The sequence below is a fragment of the Nostoc sp. PCC 9305 genome (assembly GCF_963920915.1).
Classification (GTDB): Bacteria; Cyanobacteriota; Cyanobacteriia; order Cyanobacteriales; family Nostocaceae; genus Nostoc.
Genome location: NZ_CAWUDN010000014.1, coordinates 79,510 through 97,032, shown reverse-complemented (window position 1 = coordinate 97,032; position 17,523 = coordinate 79,510). Strand labels below are relative to the sequence as shown.

13 protein-coding genes and 1 pseudogene are annotated in these 17,523 nt (G+C 38.7%); 12 read left to right on the top strand and 2 right to left on the bottom strand.

Features of this window, described 5'->3' with window-relative positions:
- Window positions 1-56 precede the first annotated feature (56 nt).
- From ACM0OX_RS07950 to ACM0OX_RS07915, 8 genes are all read left to right on the top strand, one after another.
- Window positions 57-779: a glycosyltransferase family A protein gene (locus ACM0OX_RS07950; RefSeq protein WP_414514402.1), complete on the top strand. Its 723-nt coding sequence runs from the start codon at window positions 57-59 to the stop codon at window positions 777-779.
- 128 nt (window positions 780-907) lie between these two features.
- Entirely contained in the window at window positions 908-1,921 is a 1,014-nt protein-coding gene (locus ACM0OX_RS07945) for a glycosyltransferase family 2 protein (RefSeq protein WP_414514401.1), read from the top strand.
- 285 nt (window positions 1,922-2,206) lie between these two features.
- A complete protein-coding gene (locus tag ACM0OX_RS07940; RefSeq protein WP_414514400.1) occupies window positions 2,207-3,124 on the top strand; it encodes a glycosyltransferase family 2 protein in 918 nt (305 codons plus the stop codon).
- 39 nt (window positions 3,125-3,163) lie between these two features.
- Window positions 3,164-4,426 (top strand): glycosyltransferase family 4 protein, encoded by a 1,263-nt coding sequence (locus ACM0OX_RS07935; RefSeq protein WP_414514399.1) that lies wholly within the window; start codon window positions 3,164-3,166, stop codon window positions 4,424-4,426.
- 177 nt (window positions 4,427-4,603) lie between these two features.
- Window positions 4,604-5,962, top strand: coding sequence for a hypothetical protein (locus tag ACM0OX_RS07930; RefSeq protein ID WP_414514398.1), 1,359 nt, complete (start codon window positions 4,604-4,606; stop codon window positions 5,960-5,962).
- A 25-nt stretch (window positions 5,963-5,987) separates the two neighbouring features.
- Window positions 5,988-6,728, top strand: a complete 741-nt coding sequence (locus tag ACM0OX_RS07925) for a glycosyltransferase family 2 protein (protein ID WP_414514397.1) — start codon at window positions 5,988-5,990, stop codon at window positions 6,726-6,728.
- A gap of 92 nt (window positions 6,729-6,820) precedes the next feature.
- Window positions 6,821-7,873: a hypothetical protein gene (locus ACM0OX_RS07920; protein ID WP_414514396.1), complete on the top strand. Its 1,053-nt coding sequence runs from the start codon at window positions 6,821-6,823 to the stop codon at window positions 7,871-7,873.
- A gap of 42 nt (window positions 7,874-7,915) precedes the next feature.
- The gene (locus ACM0OX_RS07915) at window positions 7,916-8,791 is read left to right on the top strand and encodes a glycosyltransferase (RefSeq protein ID WP_414514395.1); all 876 of its coding nucleotides are present in this window, start codon (window positions 7,916-7,918) and stop codon (window positions 8,789-8,791) included.
- 371 nt (window positions 8,792-9,162) lie between these two features.
- Here ACM0OX_RS07915 and ACM0OX_RS07910 read toward each other — a convergent pair whose 3' ends face one another.
- Complete coding sequence (locus ACM0OX_RS07910) at window positions 9,163-10,287, bottom strand: glycoside hydrolase family 2 TIM barrel-domain containing protein (RefSeq protein WP_414514394.1); 1,125 nt, start codon at window positions 10,285-10,287, stop codon at window positions 9,163-9,165.
- Window positions 10,288-11,122: 835 nt separating this feature from the next.
- Here ACM0OX_RS07910 and ACM0OX_RS07905 point away from each other — a divergent pair.
- The 4 genes and pseudogenes from ACM0OX_RS07905 to ACM0OX_RS07890 all read left to right on the top strand — a co-directional run.
- Window positions 11,123-14,419 (top strand): annotated as a pseudogene (locus tag ACM0OX_RS07905) (phycobilisome rod-core linker polypeptide); the annotation flags it as partial.
- Window positions 14,420-14,817: 398 nt separating this feature from the next.
- The gene (apcA, locus tag ACM0OX_RS07900; protein WP_099100538.1) at window positions 14,818-15,306 is read left to right on the top strand and encodes an allophycocyanin subunit alpha; all 489 of its coding nucleotides are present in this window, start codon (window positions 14,818-14,820) and stop codon (window positions 15,304-15,306) included.
- Window positions 15,307-15,371: 65 nt separating this feature from the next.
- Window positions 15,372-15,860, top strand: coding sequence for an allophycocyanin subunit beta (gene apcB / locus ACM0OX_RS07895; RefSeq protein ID WP_069068902.1), 489 nt, complete (start codon window positions 15,372-15,374; stop codon window positions 15,858-15,860).
- 222 nt (window positions 15,861-16,082) lie between these two features.
- Complete coding sequence (locus tag ACM0OX_RS07890) at window positions 16,083-16,289, top strand: phycobilisome linker polypeptide (RefSeq protein ID WP_094349821.1); 207 nt, start codon at window positions 16,083-16,085, stop codon at window positions 16,287-16,289.
- Between the two features lie 80 nt (window positions 16,290-16,369).
- On the opposite strand, the gene ACM0OX_RS07885 is transcribed toward ACM0OX_RS07890, so the two are convergent.
- On the bottom strand, window positions 16,370-17,416 hold the full coding sequence (locus ACM0OX_RS07885; protein ID WP_414514393.1) for a hypothetical protein: 1,047 nt from the start codon (window positions 17,414-17,416) through the stop codon (window positions 16,370-16,372).
- Window positions 17,417-17,523: the final 107 nt, after the last annotated feature.

Sequence of the window (17,523 nt, the reverse complement as noted above, 5' to 3'; positions counted from 1 at the left end):
ATCTTACTTAATTTGTCAAGCTCACCCTATACCAAATTAGATGAGCTTACCCTGGTATGAGTGCAACGCGCAATCTGGGAATTCGCCATGCAAAAGGTGAATATATTGCTTTACTAGATGCAGATGATATCTGGTTGCCACAAAAACTGGAGAAGCAGGTAGCAATATTAGAAGCTCACCCCGAAGCAGGTATGGTTTATGGCTCCACTCTGATGTGGTTTAGCTGGACGGATAATCCTGAAGATGCAAAGCGCGATCGCCAACGAACTCTAGGTGTAGAACCTGATACCCTACTAAAACCGCCAACACTGCTCAAGTTGTTTTTGAAAGGCAAAGCCGAAACACCAGGCACCTGTAGCGTCCTCATACGTCGCAAACTCGTTCAAGATGTCGGTGGCTTTGAGGAGTCCTTCCGAGGAATGTTTGAAGATCAAGCCTTTTTTGCCAAAGTCTGTGTCAAAGCATCTGTCTTTGTAGAAAGTGGCTGTTGGGATAGGTATCGACAACACACAAAAAGCTCCTGTTATGTTGCACAAGCTTCAGCACAATATAATCCACTCAAACCCAATTCTACCCACTTAATTTTCTTGACCTGGTTAGAGAAATATTTGTGCGAGCAAGGATACCAGGATACTGAGATTTTACAAGCATTAAATAAAGCATTATGGCCTTATCAGCACCCACGAATATTTTACTTGTTGCAATTTTTTCAAGATGTTGCTCAATCTTTTACGAGGAGTATAAAAAAAGTTGTGAAATTCATATTAAGACAGACATAGACTAAACCTAATGACTTGTCAAGAATTAATTGACGGATAGTTTTTCACAATGACTTAAAGAAATTATTTGATTACAGCAATAAAAAACAAATTAACTGAACACCTGAACTAACGAAAAGCCAATTATTATGAATGAGCTATACCCTTTTCGATCTGTTATTCAACCTGTGCCCGATGGAGAACCACGACCTTTATGGTCAGTGATGATTCCCACCTACAACTGTGCAAACTATTTGCGTGAAACATTAGCAAGTGTGTTATCACAAGATCCAGGATCAGAGATAATGCAAATAGAGGTGGTTGATGACCACTCCACCAAGGACGATCCTGAAGCTATTGTTAAAGAATTAGCAGGCGATCGCGTTAGTTTTTATCGACAACCAGAAAATGTTGGACATGTTAAGAACTTTACCACCTGCCTAGAGCGATCGCGTGGCAAACTCATCCATCTTTTGCATGGTGATGATTGCATTCGGGAAGGCTTTTATCGCAAGATGCAACAAGCATTTGATAACCAGCCAGAAATAGGAGCCGCTTTCTGTCGTCACATTTTTATGGATGAGGCAGGGCACTGGCGACACTTTTCTGAGATATTACAACCTCAAAGCGGTGCGATCGATAATTGGTTGGAAAAAATTATAGTCAAACAATATCTTCAAACTCCCTCTATTGTTGTTCGCCGACAAGTATATGAAAAGTTAGGTAGTTTTGATCGTCGGTTTTGTTTTTATTATGAAGACTGGGAAATGTGGGTACGAATTGCCGCACAATACCCTGTATGGTATGAAGTTGAACCACTAGCTATTTATCGGCTACATTCTGTATCTAACACTGGACAAACTGTGCGTACAGGTAAAAACATGCAAGAGGTACGCCGTGGGTTGGAAATTGTACAGTCCTATTTGCCTGCTTATCTGCCACAATCAACAATCGATCGCCTGATCGATGCCAATAAAAAACACTCGGCAATCTGTGCTCTCAGAACAGCCCAAAATATGCTGATGATTGGCGATATACCTGCTGCGATCGCGCAAATTAAAGAGGCATTTAAATGCAGTATTTCACCAAAGGTTATGGCATATTTTATTTACTTTGCTACCCAAGCTGGATTGAAACGTTCCCTGTCATTTTATCGAAGTTAAATAAACTAAATAATACCAATTGTGGAAAGTAATGAGATAGTCCCTCCAGTCATTGAAATGCTTCCAGGCTTGTTTATTGTTTTACGACTTTAAGACTTACGCACTGTACAAAAGCATTATCTATAGGACTCATATTTGATTTCTGAAAAAACTCAGTACACCTTAGAAAGCTTTCTTTCCTGTTCCCTATTCCCTATTCCCTGTTCCCTGCCTACACAAGTAAATTCAGGAATCAAACCGGATTCCTATAGTGTATTAACTTTCAGAAAGAAAGGTATTGTGAAAATGCAAACTCCAGTTGCGTTCATCATTTTCAATCGCCCAGATAGAACCGCAAAAGTGTTTGAGGCAATTCGCCAAGCGCGTCCACCGATACTCCTAATTGCAGCGGATGGGCCTCGTGTAAATCGAACAGGAGAGGCCGAAAAATGTGCTGAAACGCGATCGATTATCGATCGCGTAGACTGGCCCTGCGAAGTCTTAACCAATTATTCTGACATCAATATGGGAATGAAGCAGCGGGAAGCGACTGCTTTTTCTTGGGTATTTGACATCGTTGAAGAAGCTATTCTTCTAGAAGACGATTGTTTACCTCATCCGACATTTTTTCCCTATTGCGAAGAATTATTGAGGTATTACCGTCACGATGAGCGGGTTATGACAATTTCTGGAGATAATACCCCCTTGGGCAATCCTAGAAATCGGCAGATTCAGGATAGCTATTACTTTTCGATTTATACCCGAACATGGGGATGGGCAACCTGGCGTAGGGCATGGCAACATTACGATCTGGAAATGAAAAAGTGGTCAACCATTCGCGACGAGGGTTGGCTGGAAGACATTCTCAGAGATTCCAGAGAAGTCCAATTTTGGCAAAACCAATTTCAATCTACCTATGATGGTTTTGATACTTGGGACTATCAATGGATGCTCTGTTCTTGGTTACAAAATGCCTTGAGCATTATCCCCACAGTTAATTTGATTAGCAATCTGGGATTCGATCTGGATGGAACGAATACAACAGATCGAGGCGATCCACGCTCCAATGTTCCGACACAAGCCGTGCAATTTCCATTACAACATCCGCCCTTCACGATCCCAGATCGCCAAGCTGATCGCTTCACAAGAGAAAATGTTTATATGCCAAGTCTCTTGAAACGCGTCCAGAGAAAGCTCAGAAAAACATTCAAAAATTTCAAATAATTTGTCGATCTATTAATGTTTAACCATTGAATCTACAATATGCAAATTATTCATACTAGTTATTCTGATTTATCTGGAGGTGCCGCTCGTGCAGCTTACCGGATTCATCGTTGTCTGTTACAGGCAGAAATAGACTCTCAGATGCAAGTTTTGTCAAAGACTTCTGACGATCCAACAGTTAGAGGTAATTCATTAAAAATCGGAAGAATAACAACAGAAATTCGCACAGGGATTGGTTTATTAGCCAAGAAAACCATCAAAAGTTCCGATCCAACGCGTTATTCGGCTGGACTTCTTCCTTCTAATTGGGTAAAATCTTTCCATGCCTCTGATGCAGATGTGATAAATCTTCATTGGGTAGGTGCAGAGACTTTATCCATTAGTGAAATTGGTCAGATTCGTAAACCGATAGTGTGGACGTTTCACGATATGTGGGCATTTTGTGGAGCAGAGCACTATACAAACGATGGACTTAATGCTCGCTGGCGTGAGGGTTATCGAGCAGACAACCGTCCACAAGACGAGTCTGGTTTCGATTTAAATCGTTGGACTTGGGAACGCAAGCAACGTAACTGGAAATATCCTTTTCATATTGTGTGTCCTAGTAACTGGCTAGCAGATTGCGTTCGCAATAGTGCATTGATGGCAGATTGTCCCGTCTCAGTAATACCATATCCCTTAGATTTAGATAGCTTTCGTCCGATTGAAAAAACATTAGCACGACAGCTTTTGAATTTACCTCAACAGCGATCGTTAATTTTATTTGGTGCCTTGGGTGGAACAAATGATCCTCGCAAAGGTATTGATTTATTATTACAAGCTACCAGTTTTCTGGAAAATCAAAAGTCAAAAGATATAGAAATTGAAATAATAATTTTTGGGCAGTCACGTCCGCCACAAGTTCCTAAATTGGGTTTTCCAATTCGATACACAGGACATCTTGCTGATGATATTTCTCTGGCTCTACTCTATTCTGCTGCTGATGTTTTTGTTGCACCTTCTAGACAAGATAACTTACCGAATACAGTTATTGAGGCAATAGCCTGTGGTACTCCTACTGTTGCCTTCAAAATTGGAGGAATGCCTGATTTAATTCAGCATAAGGTGTCAGGTTATTTGGCACAACCATACGAAGCAGAAGATTTAGCAACAGGAATTCAATGGGTTCTACAACAACAAAAGGAAAGTAAATCTCTTAGTTTAGCAGCTCGTCGTCATGCAGAATATATGTTTGACCCAGTTCGGATCGCACAGCAGTACGTTGCGGTTTATAAGGAAGCAATGAATATACAAAAAAAGTAAGTAACTATATAGGGCTTGCTGAAAAATCCCCCACAGTGGATTTAGAATCCACACAGCTTGATAAATACTAGCTTCGTAACCGAGTATCATCAAATTCGTTTAGCAGCCTCCCAGAGAAAGTGCAAGGGTTTTGAGTTTATAGACGTGATAATGTTGCACTTATAATATCTAAAAATTATGCTTCTTAAATTCATCCCAGAAAAAGATAAAATCCATTCAATACATAAAATTTTTTCTTTGTTTGGTAATTTTAAAAATTTTATTTTGATATTTGGTCTAGCTATTTGGGCTATTATTCCGTTATTAGGTATAGTTTTTCTACTTGCATATTGCCAAATTAATGTTTCCCAAAATCAAATACTAGGAAACCAAAAACGTGTACTTAATATATTTCCAATCTTACTAGTATTATTTACAATTACTACATATATAGCCAGCTTTGAGCCATTTCAAGATACAATTGTGTATCTTGATATTTATTCTTCGCTTCAGAAAGAAACAGGGTTGACTATTCCAGATATCGAACTAGAACCAGTCTCTTTCATTTTGCCTAAATATTTGAGTGTATTAATAGGGTCTAGTCAACTGAGTTTTTTATTCCTTCAATCTTTGAGCATGAATACGGCTTTCACCGTTTTCCCAATGCTATTTATGCCCGATTTCTATCCCTTAATCATATTAATTAATGTTACAACTCAAGGATACTATTTTCAACTATTTTGGATGAGACAAATTTATTCATGGATATTTATAATACCTGCTATCTATGTTGATAATTTTGTGATTGCTTGTCTTTGTATATATGTCGGCTATTGGACGCACAAATCTTCTTTAATGTATATTTTTGGCATATTACCTGGACTATTCAAATATAAATTTATTAATCTATTAAATCCATTCAAATCGTTTTCTAAATATTTGAATAACAGATTTAGTATTATTATTTGTTTTGGCTCGATACTTTTATTTTCATCAGTAATAATGAAATCACTGCTAGATTTGACAAGTTCATTGTCATCTTTTGATGGTTCTGTATCTCAGAGAATCGATATTTATGGCGGTGGCGGTGATGATTACAGTTTTGGAGATAAGATTAAAAATCAAATACGCCCTATTCTTGATTATACTATTATCTCTATATTTATCTTGAGAACTGATCTAAGCAAAATAAATAGAGTATATAGCAAAACAAATAGAAGATATATAAGATGGATTACAACATTCTTTTTGCTTTTCTTACTTTATTTTGGGTCTTTGACATATGGATTTAATTTGAGAATTACCAGTATGTTTTTTTGCATACCTGGTTTTTTTTATATTATCGCTCTCTCTTCCGACAAACTTGATGGTACCTATAGCTATGATACTCTTATATTTATATTGGCAATTGTTTTCAGGATGATTTATTTTTTTGCTAGTATTACAGTCCCTCAAAGTTACCTAACTTTTTGGAATGGTGAACCGCTAACTACACCAATCAGTGAATATTTTTACCTTTTTTATCAGTTTGTATTAAACCTCATTAACCATAACTAATATGAATGATTGCCAAGTATCGATAGTGACGATATCCAAAAATAATTACCAAGGATTAGAAAAAACCTTACAATCAGTTAAAGAACAAGACTATAAAATAATAGAGCATATTGTCATTGATGGAGATTCTGATGATGGAAGTAAAGAGTTTTTAGAGTCATATAACCATTCTAAAAGGTATCTTTATTTATCAGAACTAGATAATGGTATATCTAGTGCATTTAATAAAGGTTTAGAAAACAGTAATGGGGATTTAATTTTCTTCTTAAACTCTGGAGATGTATTCTTTTCCAAAACAGTGATTTCTGAAGTTGTGCAAAGCTATATGCAACATAAATGGAAATGTGCTATCGGTGTCACTGTCACTACAAGTTTTGCTGGAGAAACTATATTTTATCGTCCGCCGCAACTTTCATCGAAGTTTCTAAAATACTTTATGTTTTTACCGCACCAGGGTTTTTTCTGTGAAACTTCCCTACATAAAAATTACAAATACAATGAGTCTCTTAAAATTTCTATGGATTACGAATTATTTCTGCGAATGCTTAAAAATATAACAATATTTTATTTGCCTACACTAATATCAATACGCGAACCTGGAGGGATTTCTAGCCAAACTCAAAAGAGAATTAGTGAACATTCACAAATCCGTTTAATCTACGCTCATAAAATACATGAAAAATTGCTAATTAATATTTTGAATACATTAATTTCACTTAAAAATTATCTCAAAATCGACTCACCTTTTGCATCAAAAAATGAATAAATCAAATATTAAATTAGCGAATATTTACTAAGACTTCAGTCATCTCAAATGTTTATTTTTGAAATAACCGCGTTTTTATCCATTTGTGAATTATGCATATAATATATCTTTTTAGACCTAAAAATCCCAGAGTGCATCATTGTTCAGAATCTTTTTACAAAGCAATGACACTAAATATCGATTCTGATATAGCTAGTTATTCTGTAAAATACTTGTATTCCGTCACTTTACGAGAAAGTTGGTTATTAATCAAACAGTTAGTGAATCTAAATAAGCAAGAAGAAATATCAGTATTTTTCTTTTTAATTCAGTTAGATTATTTAGTATTAGCTTTAATTTTAAGAACCATTAGTAAACTTCTAAATAAAAATTTAGAAATTTCTTATTTGATGCATGAACCTAAATTTGAAAAAGGAAGGATTAATCCTTTAAAAGCATATATTGTATTTTTATATCATTTAGTTTTTGGCTACGTAGGAGATAAGATATTATTGCCTAGCAATGAAGCGTTTTTGAAAGCACAAGACTTCGTTAATAATGATAAACTTTACAAGTTAAACTTATCATTTCTTTCTCTCCCAAAAGATATTTTACAAAATAATTTAGCGCAACTTAAGTTTAGTTGGGATAATGAAAAAAGTTTCTTATTGTTAGGTCGAGCAGATAGAGATAAAAATCCTCAAGGATTTTTATCTCTAGCAAATTTAATTAATAAAGATTACCCAAAGCAAGCGAGATTTATTCGGGGTGGAAGTGAGAGAAACATACAAGTAAACTACGACGAAAAACTAATAATTAGATTTCCTGGCTTCATTTCAAATAGCGCTAAAAGTTTCCTACTTGGTTTAAGCCACTTTGTTGTGATTCCTTACTCGTTCTCAACTCAAAGTGGTGTGGTGACAGAGGCTTTGAGTTATGGAAAGCTTTTAATTATTAATGATATTCCTACTTTCTCATATTTAAAAGGTCTAAGTTTTGTCTTTTTTACTGATTTTAATGACGAAAGCTCAATGTCTAAATGTGTCCATAATTTATTTAGTATGGACATAAATGATTATGAAAACCGCTATTGGGAAGCAATAAGATACTTCCAAGAAAATCATTCAGAAGCTTATCTTTCAAAAACCTTGCAAGAAATTTTATAAACACATTTTTGTTTTTGAAATATACAGAGGTGAAATACATCCATGTCGAATACAGTACCTACAGTTTCTAGCAATATACAAGCAAGCATTACAGTGGGTATTCCTTTCTACCAAGGTAGCAATATCGCACATCTTCGTGCTGCTATTGACTCTATCCTATGGCAAAGTTTACCAGCAAAGGAAATTCATTTAATTCAGGATGGTCTGATTCCAAAAAATTTGGAGGAAATTGTTAATGAATATACTGCAACTTATCCCCATATAAAACACCTATTAATTTCTAAAAATATGGGTTTAGCTCATGCGCTTAATATCTCCATATTAAACTCTTCATCTAAATACTACGCAAGAATGGACTCTGATGACATTGCACATCCAGAGCGATTAAGCAAACAAATAGATTTTTTAGAAAGTAACTTAGATATTGATATATTAGGTACTTGGGCTTTTGTCTTTGAGGATGAATTCCCCAGAGAAAATTGCTCAATTAGGATAATGCCTGTATGTAATCAGGAGATACATGCACTGTTTCATTATCAAAATCCCTTGATACATCCATCTGTGATGTTTAGAAGTAGTGTTTTTGCGAAAACAGGACTTTATAACATAGAATTTCGTTCTGAATGTGACTTAGAATTGTGGGCAAGAGCATTGAAATTGAGAGTTGGTATTTCAAATTTATCTGAACCTTTACTTTATTATAGAAATACAGGCGTTATAAGTAGACGGTCTGCGGCTTTAGGACAGCAAATTAAAGCACGATATCAATACAATACTCTTTCAGTAAAATTAAATATTCTCAAAATAATGTCTTTACTATTTCGCATTCTTCCCTATCAAATGCAAGTTTGGGGATACAAAAAATTTAAAAAAGAGAGCAATTTTCATCAAGATAGTAGTGAATTTTTAGTTAAATAAAAATCCAAGATTTATAATTAATTATACTCAAACTACAGGTATGAATTATTATCATAAAAATTGGTTTAATCTCATATCTATTTGATCTCTGGCAAAAAAAATATTGATCATACTGTATCTCTAAGTGGGACAACGGAGTTAAACATAATATAGATAGGACTTACGCAAAAACCCTCTCAAACTCTCATTCCTCCGTGAACTCTGCGCCCTCTGTGGTTCGTTTTCCGTTACCCGTGCGTAAGTCCTAATAGACTTAATTACGCCACATACTTAGTTCAAACTTCTTCATCCCCGTTTCTTGGAGTTAAGAGATATGGGATAAGAGGTTTGGAGAATTTAGAGGTCTTATATTAATTACTAAGCTCATTAACTTATCTTACTTGATACAACTTTACTTCATAAGGATTTAAACTAGTACTGAAACTTGCATTAGAAAATAGGGTATTAATAGTTTTTTCATTAAAAGTAATTATTTTACCAGCTAAACTCTGAGTCAGTTTTACTACGAAATTTATTTGAGTCGAAGTGTGATTAACAGCTATAATTAAAGATTTTGTAGTATTAGGAATAGGAAATAATTTAACTTCTATATTTGGGTTGTTTACTTGTACTGGATTACTGAAATCTTCTCCTCTAACGATTGCAGGAATGTAATCTCGGAATTCTTTAATAGTAGGATACAAAACTGACTCATTCCAGGAAGGTGAAGAGAGGTAGTGTATCCAAAATAGCAGCCCATCAGCCCCTGTCAGGACTGATAAATAAAACATATAGCGAAATTCTAACTTTGTTGGTAATCGAAAATCTGTCTGATTTCCTCTATAAGCTTGTATTACGTTCCAAAATTTTTTGTTTTTAACATCAGCAAGGGAAATGACTTCGTAGAGTGCTTTTCGGTAAAATGATACCCATTGGAATTCTACAACTCCGTCTTTGCAAGGATAACAATCCCACATTAGTATATCCATTGCATCACTGTAAGGTTCAATTTTTTCTATTTTGGTAAAAACTAATGCCACTGGCTTTGATTGATCTTCTTCCTTAATAGCTTTGTATACCTTTTTTAACAAATTTGGAGAAATTGGTCTAGGTTTTTTTATTTCTGGTTCATCATAAAGATACCAAGCATAAACGGAGGGATGGTTTTTATAAGTACGAATAAAGTCTTTCACTCCTGAGATATTTTCTGATTCAATTAAACTACGAGGAATCTCAAGCAGGATTTTTATTTGTGTTTTTTTAGAAGCATCCAAAAATGCCTGTATTTTTGCCCTGCTCTCTTTTTCAACATAGGGCATTAATAAGTCAATTCCTTTAGAATATGCTTTGATTGGTACATCCATATTGTTGATATTGTCATACCAACCTAAGAAAAAGGGTAGACTTCGTTTCCGATGATTTAAATATTTTTTTGGATTTAAACTCACAAGTATGCTGCTACTACTAGCTACTACAAAACCAGGAATTAAAGCTAGAAATTTACGTCGCGTTATCATTATTAAATATGAAATTTAAGAACAAGCTTAATTAAACATCACATTGATTGGTTTGGCAATATTTGGTATTATCTATGAACATATTGCAACTTATTCAAGGACATTATCTTCAATGATGACCCACCTTATACCCCAGTAGCGATGTAAGCAAACTTTTCTCTGTGATAAAATTGGTCGCGTCTAACTTTGGTGATATATGCTGGGTCTCTGAAATCATTGGCAAGATTTAGAATTATAAATATTTTGTAACAGTTTTACTGCGTTAGCATTTTTTGTGGTGAATTTTAGGCGATCGCTACCACTAACAGTTATGCTTTCTTTAGTTGCCGTCCCTTTTTAAGAAGTGACATCAGCATAAAAGTATAAATTTATACATTTGCATTTGTACTCTCGTAGTCGTGGGCTTCACTGTTGTATCTCAGAGTTGGTATTTGAGGTCTAGTCTTTGCTCACTTGACAAGGTGCTGATGTTTTCTCTGGAAGCGCATTTGCCGGAGTGACAGCGAAAATAATTGCGATCGCAGTAAATAAAAAAGAAATTAGTAGACAGTTCCCAACCTACTACTTAGTTACAAAACTTAGACTTAATCTCAGACAAACTGGAGTATGTACTTTTAATACTGGAGACATTTAAGATACAGGTTCTACATACTTCTTAATAAATCCGCCTTGAGAACGCAAAACGTTCTAATCTAAAAGCTAACTGGGTTAATTTACTGGCAGTTTTGCAGGCAATACTCTCAAGCTCATAAAGCATAGACACACCGATGTGTCAAGCCTCAAAACAATCCAGACTTAACATATAAACGCTTATGATGGGAGTTTTACAAATCCGATGAGTGTTAAGGCGAGTGGTGGAAGCTCGGTTGCGCGTCCGCAACTATATCAAACCCTAACTGTATCCACGATTACCCAAGCAGAGCAGCAAGACCGCTTCTTGGGAAATGGTGAATTAAATGAACTGGCAAGCTATTTTGCATCTGGTGCAAAGCGTCTAGAAATTTCTCAGACGCTGACAGACAATGCCGAGATTATTGTGTCTCGGGCTGCCAACCGGATCTTTGTCGGTGGTTCGCCAATGGCTTTTTTAGAAAAGCCCAGAGAAGCAGAATTAGTAACAGCTGGTGGTGGTGGTGCTAACGTTCAACAAGGGATGCAACTGGGAACTGTAACCTACGTTGAAAGTCGTGGTGGGTTCCTAGAAAATTTACGTTCAATATTTAACTCATCCCCCAGCGGCCCGACACCAGCAGGTTTTAGACCAATTAACATTGCTCGATATGGCCCAAGCAACATGGCCAAGAGCTTGCGGGATTTATCCTGGTTCTTGCGCTACGCTACTTATGCGATCGTTGCTGGCGACCCCAACATCATAGCGGTGAATACAAGGGGCTTGCGGGAAATCATTGAAAATGCCTGTTCTGGTGAAGCAACGCTAGTAGCTTTGCAGGAAATCAAAGCCGGGGCACTTTCATTTTTCCGCAATGATGCTGAGGCTACAGAAATTGTGTCTCAGTACATGGATGTTTTGTTAACAGAATTCAAAGCAGCCACACCTTCAAACAAAGTCCGCCAACGCCCTTCTAGCGACCAGCAAGGGTTACAACTGCCGCAAATTTACTTTAATGCAGCAGAACGGCGTCCCAAGTTTGTGATGAAGACTGGGTTATCAAGTAGCGAAAAAAATGAGGTAATCAAGGCCGCATATAGGCAAATCTTTGAGCGCGACATTACCCGTGCTTATAGCCTATCCATATCTGACCTAGAATCCAAGGTGAAGAATGGTGACATCTCTGTGAAAGAGTTTGTCCGTCGTTTAGCTAAATCTCCCCTTTACCAAAAACAGTTTTACCAGCCTTTTATTAACAGCCGAGTCATCGAACTAGCTTTCCGTCACATTTTAGGACGGGGGCCAAGTAGCCGCGAAGAAGTACAAAAATACTTCTCGATTATTTCTAACGGTGGTCTACCAGCCTTAGTAGATGCCTTAGTAGATTCTGCTGAATACAGTGACTATTTTGGTGAAGAAACAGTACCCTACCTGCGGGGCCTGGGTCAAGAAGCACAAGAATGTCGCAACTGGGGGCCGCAGCAAGACCTGTTTAACTACAGTGCGCCTTTCCGCAAGATACCTCAGTTCATCACCACATTTGCAGCTTACGAGCAACCGCTACCAGATCAACATCCCTATGGTTCTGGTAACGACCCCTTGGAAATTCAGTTTGGGGCAATTTTCCCGAAAGAAACTCGCAACCCCAGTACCAGTCCGGCTCCTTTTAGTAAGGATACCAAACGCATCCTGATTCACCAAGGGGCAGGGATTAATAACCAAAATAGTAATCCGAGAGCGCGGGGTGAAGCTCCTGGTACTCTTGGGCCTAAGGTGTTCAAGTTAGACCAACTGCCTGGTACTAGAGGTAAAAAGGCTGCCAAAAATTCTAGTGTCAGATACTCCGAAAGCTCCACGCAAGCATTAATTAAAGCTGCTTACCTGCAAGTTTTCGGTCGCGATCTTTACGAAGGCCAGCGCCCGAAGGTATTGGAAATCAAGCTAGAAAACGGTGATATCTCTGTACGCGAGTTTATCCGTGCTTTGGCTAAGTCGGATGTATTCCGCAATCTGTACTGGTCATCGCTGTATGTTTGTAAAGCGATCGAGTATATTCATCGCCGCTTGTTGGGTCGTCCGACTTATGGTCGTCAAGAAATCAACAAGTACTTTGACATTGCTGCTAAACAGGGCTTTTACGCGGTGGTTGATGCCATTATTAACAGCGTAGAATACAGCGAAGCATTTGGTGAAGATACAATTCCTTACGAACGGTATTTGACTCCTGGCGGTGTATCCGGGCGACAATTACGCGTTGGTAGCATTCGTGATGATATTGCCGCGAAAGTCCAGAAGGAAGTAATACCAAGCTTTGTGACACTGGGTACAGTGACAGAAAAGCGGTCAGAACCAGATATTCAGTTCCGCATTAACCAAGGTGTCAGCAAGCAACGGGAACAGACCAAAATCTTCAAGCTGGTGGCCAATACCAGCGACAAAGTTGCAGTCAAAACTTTGATTAGTGCTGCGTATCGTCAGATATTTGAGCGGGATATTGCACCCTACATCGCCAAAAACGAATTTACCAAATGGGAAAGCAAGCTGGGTAATGGCGAAATTAGTGTGAAAGAATTTATTGAAGGTTTGGGTTACTCTAACCTCTACTTGAAAGAGTTCTACACACCTTACCCCAACACCAAAGTAATTGAGTTGGGAACCAAACACTTCTTGGGACGTGCGCCACTAGATCAAGCAGAAATCCGCAAGTATAACCAGATTTTGGCTACTCAAGGTATTCGTGCCTTTATTGGTGCTTTGGTAGATAGCGTGGAATATAACCAGGTGTTTGGTGAAGATACAGTGCCTTACCGCCGCTTCCCGACCCTCCCGGCGGCAAACTTCCCGAATACAGAGAAGCTTTACAACCAGCTGACCAAGCAAAACGATGACGTGGTTGTACCAAGCTTTAAGCCAGTACAAGCCCGTGTTGGGGTTAGTAACGATACACCGCTTTTGGTACAGGCGATCGCAGATATCGCAGCCCAAACAAATGGTAAGCCATCCTTTGCTGAACTAGGTCGTTCCTACAACGATGCTAGCGGACAAACCGTGGACATGGGTGTGCGTAAACATGCACGCATTTACCGTCTAACAGAAAACACCAACCAAGACGAAAAACAACAGGCAATCAACGCCATTTATCGTCAAGTATTGGATGTATTTAGCGGTGAAGTGCCTGAGAATTTCCGTCGCACTGACCTAGATAGCAAACTCCAAAATGGTGAAATTTCCGTGCGGGAGTTTGTGCGCGAACTAGCTAGTTCCCAAATCTATCGCCAGCGCTTCTTATCACCTTATCCTCATGCCAAGGTCATTGAGTTCCTCTTCCGTCATCTGTTGGGGCGTACACCCGCAACTCAGGAAGAAATTGGCCAATATAACAAGCTGCTAGTCGATAGTGGTTTGTCAGCTGCTGTAGAAGCAATAGTCGACAGTGCAGAATATAGCCGCTACTTCGGTGAAGATGTTGTACCTTACAACCGCTTCCCATCTTTGCCAGTAGGTAACTACCTCGGCAGTGTAGCAGTTGATTAAGGAGTAGGGACTAGGGAATTAGGAAATAGGGTACAGGTTATTTACTGTTCCCTATCCCCTGTAACCTTTCCCCTGTCCCCTTCTTAACCTTTCGTAATACCGCTCTCAGATTGCAGTTAGAACAGTAAATTCTGAAAAGCAATATTACAAAGTATTAAGAGCAGTCATAAATGCTCAACAGAATGCCGGAAAATGTTTTGCGGAAGGTAACTGAGTTTGAAAGCTTGTGTACTAATGTTGACTCAAGCAAACTCGTAATTTTTTAGCCGTAGCAGTTGTGAAACTGTTGTGTCTAAAAGGACGATAAAACAAACTCAGTAAACCAAACTTAAAGTCGCACCAGTTTAATCAAATCCTGGTTTCATTCGTATTGGAGGAATCCATTAATGAGTATTGTCACGAAAGCTATCGTGAATGCTGATGCAGAAGCCCGCTACCTCAGCCCTGGTGAGTTAGATCGGATCAAGTCTTTTGTTGCAAGTGGCGAACGCCGTGTGCGGATTGCTCAAGTTTTGTCAGAAAATCGCGAACGGCTCGTTAAGCAAGCTGGCGATCAACTGTTCCAAAAGCGTCCTGATGTTGTATCTCCTGGTGGTAACGCTTACGGTCAAGAATTGACTGCTACTTGTCTGCGTGACCTAGATTATTACCTCCGCCTCGTTACCTACGGTATCGTTGCTGGTGATGTCACCCCCATCGAAGAAATTGGTGTTATTGGTGCCCGTGAACTGTACAAGTCCTTGGGAACTCCTATCGATGGTGTTGCTGAAGGTATCCGTGGGCTGAAAAATGGCTCTACATCATTGCTCTCTGGTGATGACGCTAGTGAAGCTGCTGGCTACTTCGACTACCTAGTTGGTGCCCTTCTAGGATAGGGTAAAGCTGTTTACCTACTTAAACAGAAGTATTGCAATACGGTTGGAAATAAGGAATTAACAACATGGCTCAAGACGCAATTACCGCTGTCATTAACTCCGCAGACGTTCAAGGTAAATACCTTGACTCTTCTGCTTTAGAAAAGCTAAAAGGCTACTTCGCTACTGGCGAACTACGGGTACGTGCTGCTAGCACCATCAGCGCTAACGCTGCTGCGATCGTCAAAGAAGCTGTAGCAAAATCTTTGCTATACTCTGACATCACCCGTCCCGGCGGCAACATGTACACCACTCGCCGCTATGCTGCTTGCATCCGCGATTTGGACTATTACCTCCGCTATGCCACCTACGCTATGTTAGCTGGCGATCCTTCCATCCTAGATGAGCGTGTGCTCAATGGCTTGAAGGAAACCTACAACTCCTTGGGCGTTCCCGTTGGTGCTACCGTACAAGCTATCCAAGCAATCAAAGAAGTAACCGCCAGTTTGGTAGGTTCTGATGCTGGTAAGGAAATGGGCGTTTACTTAGACTATATCTCCTCTGGCTTAAGCTAAGAACTAGTTTGCGCTTAAGAATTTAGGTGCGGCTTTATTAAGGTCTGGAAATCAGCCGTGAGTGCTAGAACGTTATATTGCTTATCTTGGTAAATTATCAGTGATGAGTGTTGGTGGTCTAGTATTGATGTTTGATTTCCAGCCTTTGAATGATTAAAAGATTTGCACTCAAGATTTTGAGATAAAAAAGTTTTCACAAGGTATACAGGAGATTTTCAAAATATGTCCCGTTTGTTTAAAATTACTGCTCTAGTTCCCAGCCAAACCCGAATTCGTACCCAACGCGAACTGCAAAATACTTACTTTACTAAGCTAGTTCCTTATGAAAACTGGTTCCGCGAACAGCAACGTATTCAAAAAGCAGGTGGCACAATCATCAAAGTAGAACTGGCAACTGGTAAGCAAGGTGCTAATACTGGCTTGTCGTAATTCTGTAAATAGAATATTATTTTAGGGAATTGGTAAGAGGTCGAGAAAGACCTCTTTTTTATGGCTTAGATTTTTGCAAATCAAAAGTTAAACATATTTAAAAGGCGATACCCACGAGTATAAAGTGGAACTGGAGCGTCAGCATTCTGTTTGTTCTTAGCGTGTTCAATAGTTTCATCAAACACAATTAGCGTATCTTTCCCAACTTTCAGCCAGTCTTCGTAGGGTACACTCATATCTTCTTCAATACCACCAATATTAGGTGCTACCATTGCCCGGTAAGCTTCATTGAATTTCCTGCGGAAGCGGAAATCTACTGAAATTCTTAGACCTTCAGTTTTCCTTCTTACTGTTTGATGCAATCCACGGGCATCATTAAAGTACATTGTGCCGTGTTGTAGTTGTGCTTCCGTGTAGGAGACAACCATCGGAATATCCCGACCTTCTGCGAAGTCTGACATCACGCGCATAGACGGTAGTTCCATTTCGCGGGGCATTTCACCTGCTTCGATGGTGATATTATCGATGTCACCAAATAGTGGCAGAACCACCACAGTTGCATCAGCAGCAACACCTGCCCAGACATCGCTATGGCACTTTGAGCTAGCGAAGGGCAAACCCAACTTCTTGGCGTCAGTCTTGCCGTAGACCATGCGGAGATTGACTGGTAAATCCACTGCATCAATCAGGTCATTTGCTCCTAGTTGGTAGAAAGCCTCTGCGACGCTTTTTTGAAAGAGGTTAAATGCCAAAATGTGTTCTCGCTTAGGCATCAAAAGACCAGTGCCGGTGTAGTTCGGCAAAGTACTTCTTGCTTCTAATAGTCGTTCCAGCATTTCAGCTTCCGAAAGAATGATGGGACTATTCAGACACGCTGAAATATAACCCGCAGCAGCAATTCGGATTTGTTGGAATAACTCAGGCTTTAATGTGTGTTCAAACAGTAGTCGGTACTGTCGCTTTGTAGCAATTTTATCAGCAAGCTCATCAAAAAGGCGATCGCCAAGCTCAGAAAATGCGAGCGCACGCTCATATTGTAAGCGATCGCGCACTGGTAATTCTGCTAACAGTTCTTCCAACATCATTTCTTCCAACGTTATTTTAAATCGGCTAAATAACTCATACATTCAAAGCCATTCCGTTTTGAAAACGAATCTGACTATTACAAATTAACAATCTTCTTCCCTTTAGACTTCGTAAAATATACTGTTTTATTTTTATTAATTATCTTAAT

Excerpts from the sequence above, each read along its gene's own strand:
- ACM0OX_RS07890 (WP_094349821.1), top strand. The coding sequence starts at position 16,083 with ATGTCCCGTTTGTTTAAAATTACTGCTCTAGTTCCCAGCCAAACCCGA.
- ACM0OX_RS07885 (WP_414514393.1), bottom strand. The coding sequence starts at position 17,416 with ATGTATGAGTTATTTAGCCGATTTAAAATAACGTTGGAAGAAATGATG.
- ACM0OX_RS07915 (WP_414514395.1), top strand. The coding sequence starts at position 7,916 with ATGTCGAATACAGTACCTACAGTTTCTAGCAATATACAAGCAAGCATT.
- ACM0OX_RS07935 (WP_414514399.1), top strand. The coding sequence starts at position 3,164 with ATGCAAATTATTCATACTAGTTATTCTGATTTATCTGGAGGTGCCGCT.
- apcA (WP_099100538.1), top strand. The coding sequence starts at position 14,818 with ATGAGTATTGTCACGAAAGCTATCGTGAATGCTGATGCAGAAGCCCGC.
- ACM0OX_RS07940 (WP_414514400.1), top strand. The coding sequence starts at position 2,207 with ATGCAAACTCCAGTTGCGTTCATCATTTTCAATCGCCCAGATAGAACC.
- ACM0OX_RS07910 (WP_414514394.1), bottom strand. The coding sequence starts at position 10,287 with ATGATAACGCGACGTAAATTTCTAGCTTTAATTCCTGGTTTTGTAGTA.
- ACM0OX_RS07950 (WP_414514402.1), top strand. The coding sequence starts at position 57 with ATGAGTGCAACGCGCAATCTGGGAATTCGCCATGCAAAAGGTGAATAT.
- ACM0OX_RS07920 (WP_414514396.1), top strand. The coding sequence starts at position 6,821 with ATGCATATAATATATCTTTTTAGACCTAAAAATCCCAGAGTGCATCAT.
- ACM0OX_RS07945 (WP_414514401.1), top strand. The coding sequence starts at position 908 with ATGAATGAGCTATACCCTTTTCGATCTGTTATTCAACCTGTGCCCGAT.
- ACM0OX_RS07930 (WP_414514398.1), top strand. The coding sequence starts at position 4,604 with ATGCTTCTTAAATTCATCCCAGAAAAAGATAAAATCCATTCAATACAT.
- apcB (WP_069068902.1), top strand. The coding sequence starts at position 15,372 with ATGGCTCAAGACGCAATTACCGCTGTCATTAACTCCGCAGACGTTCAA.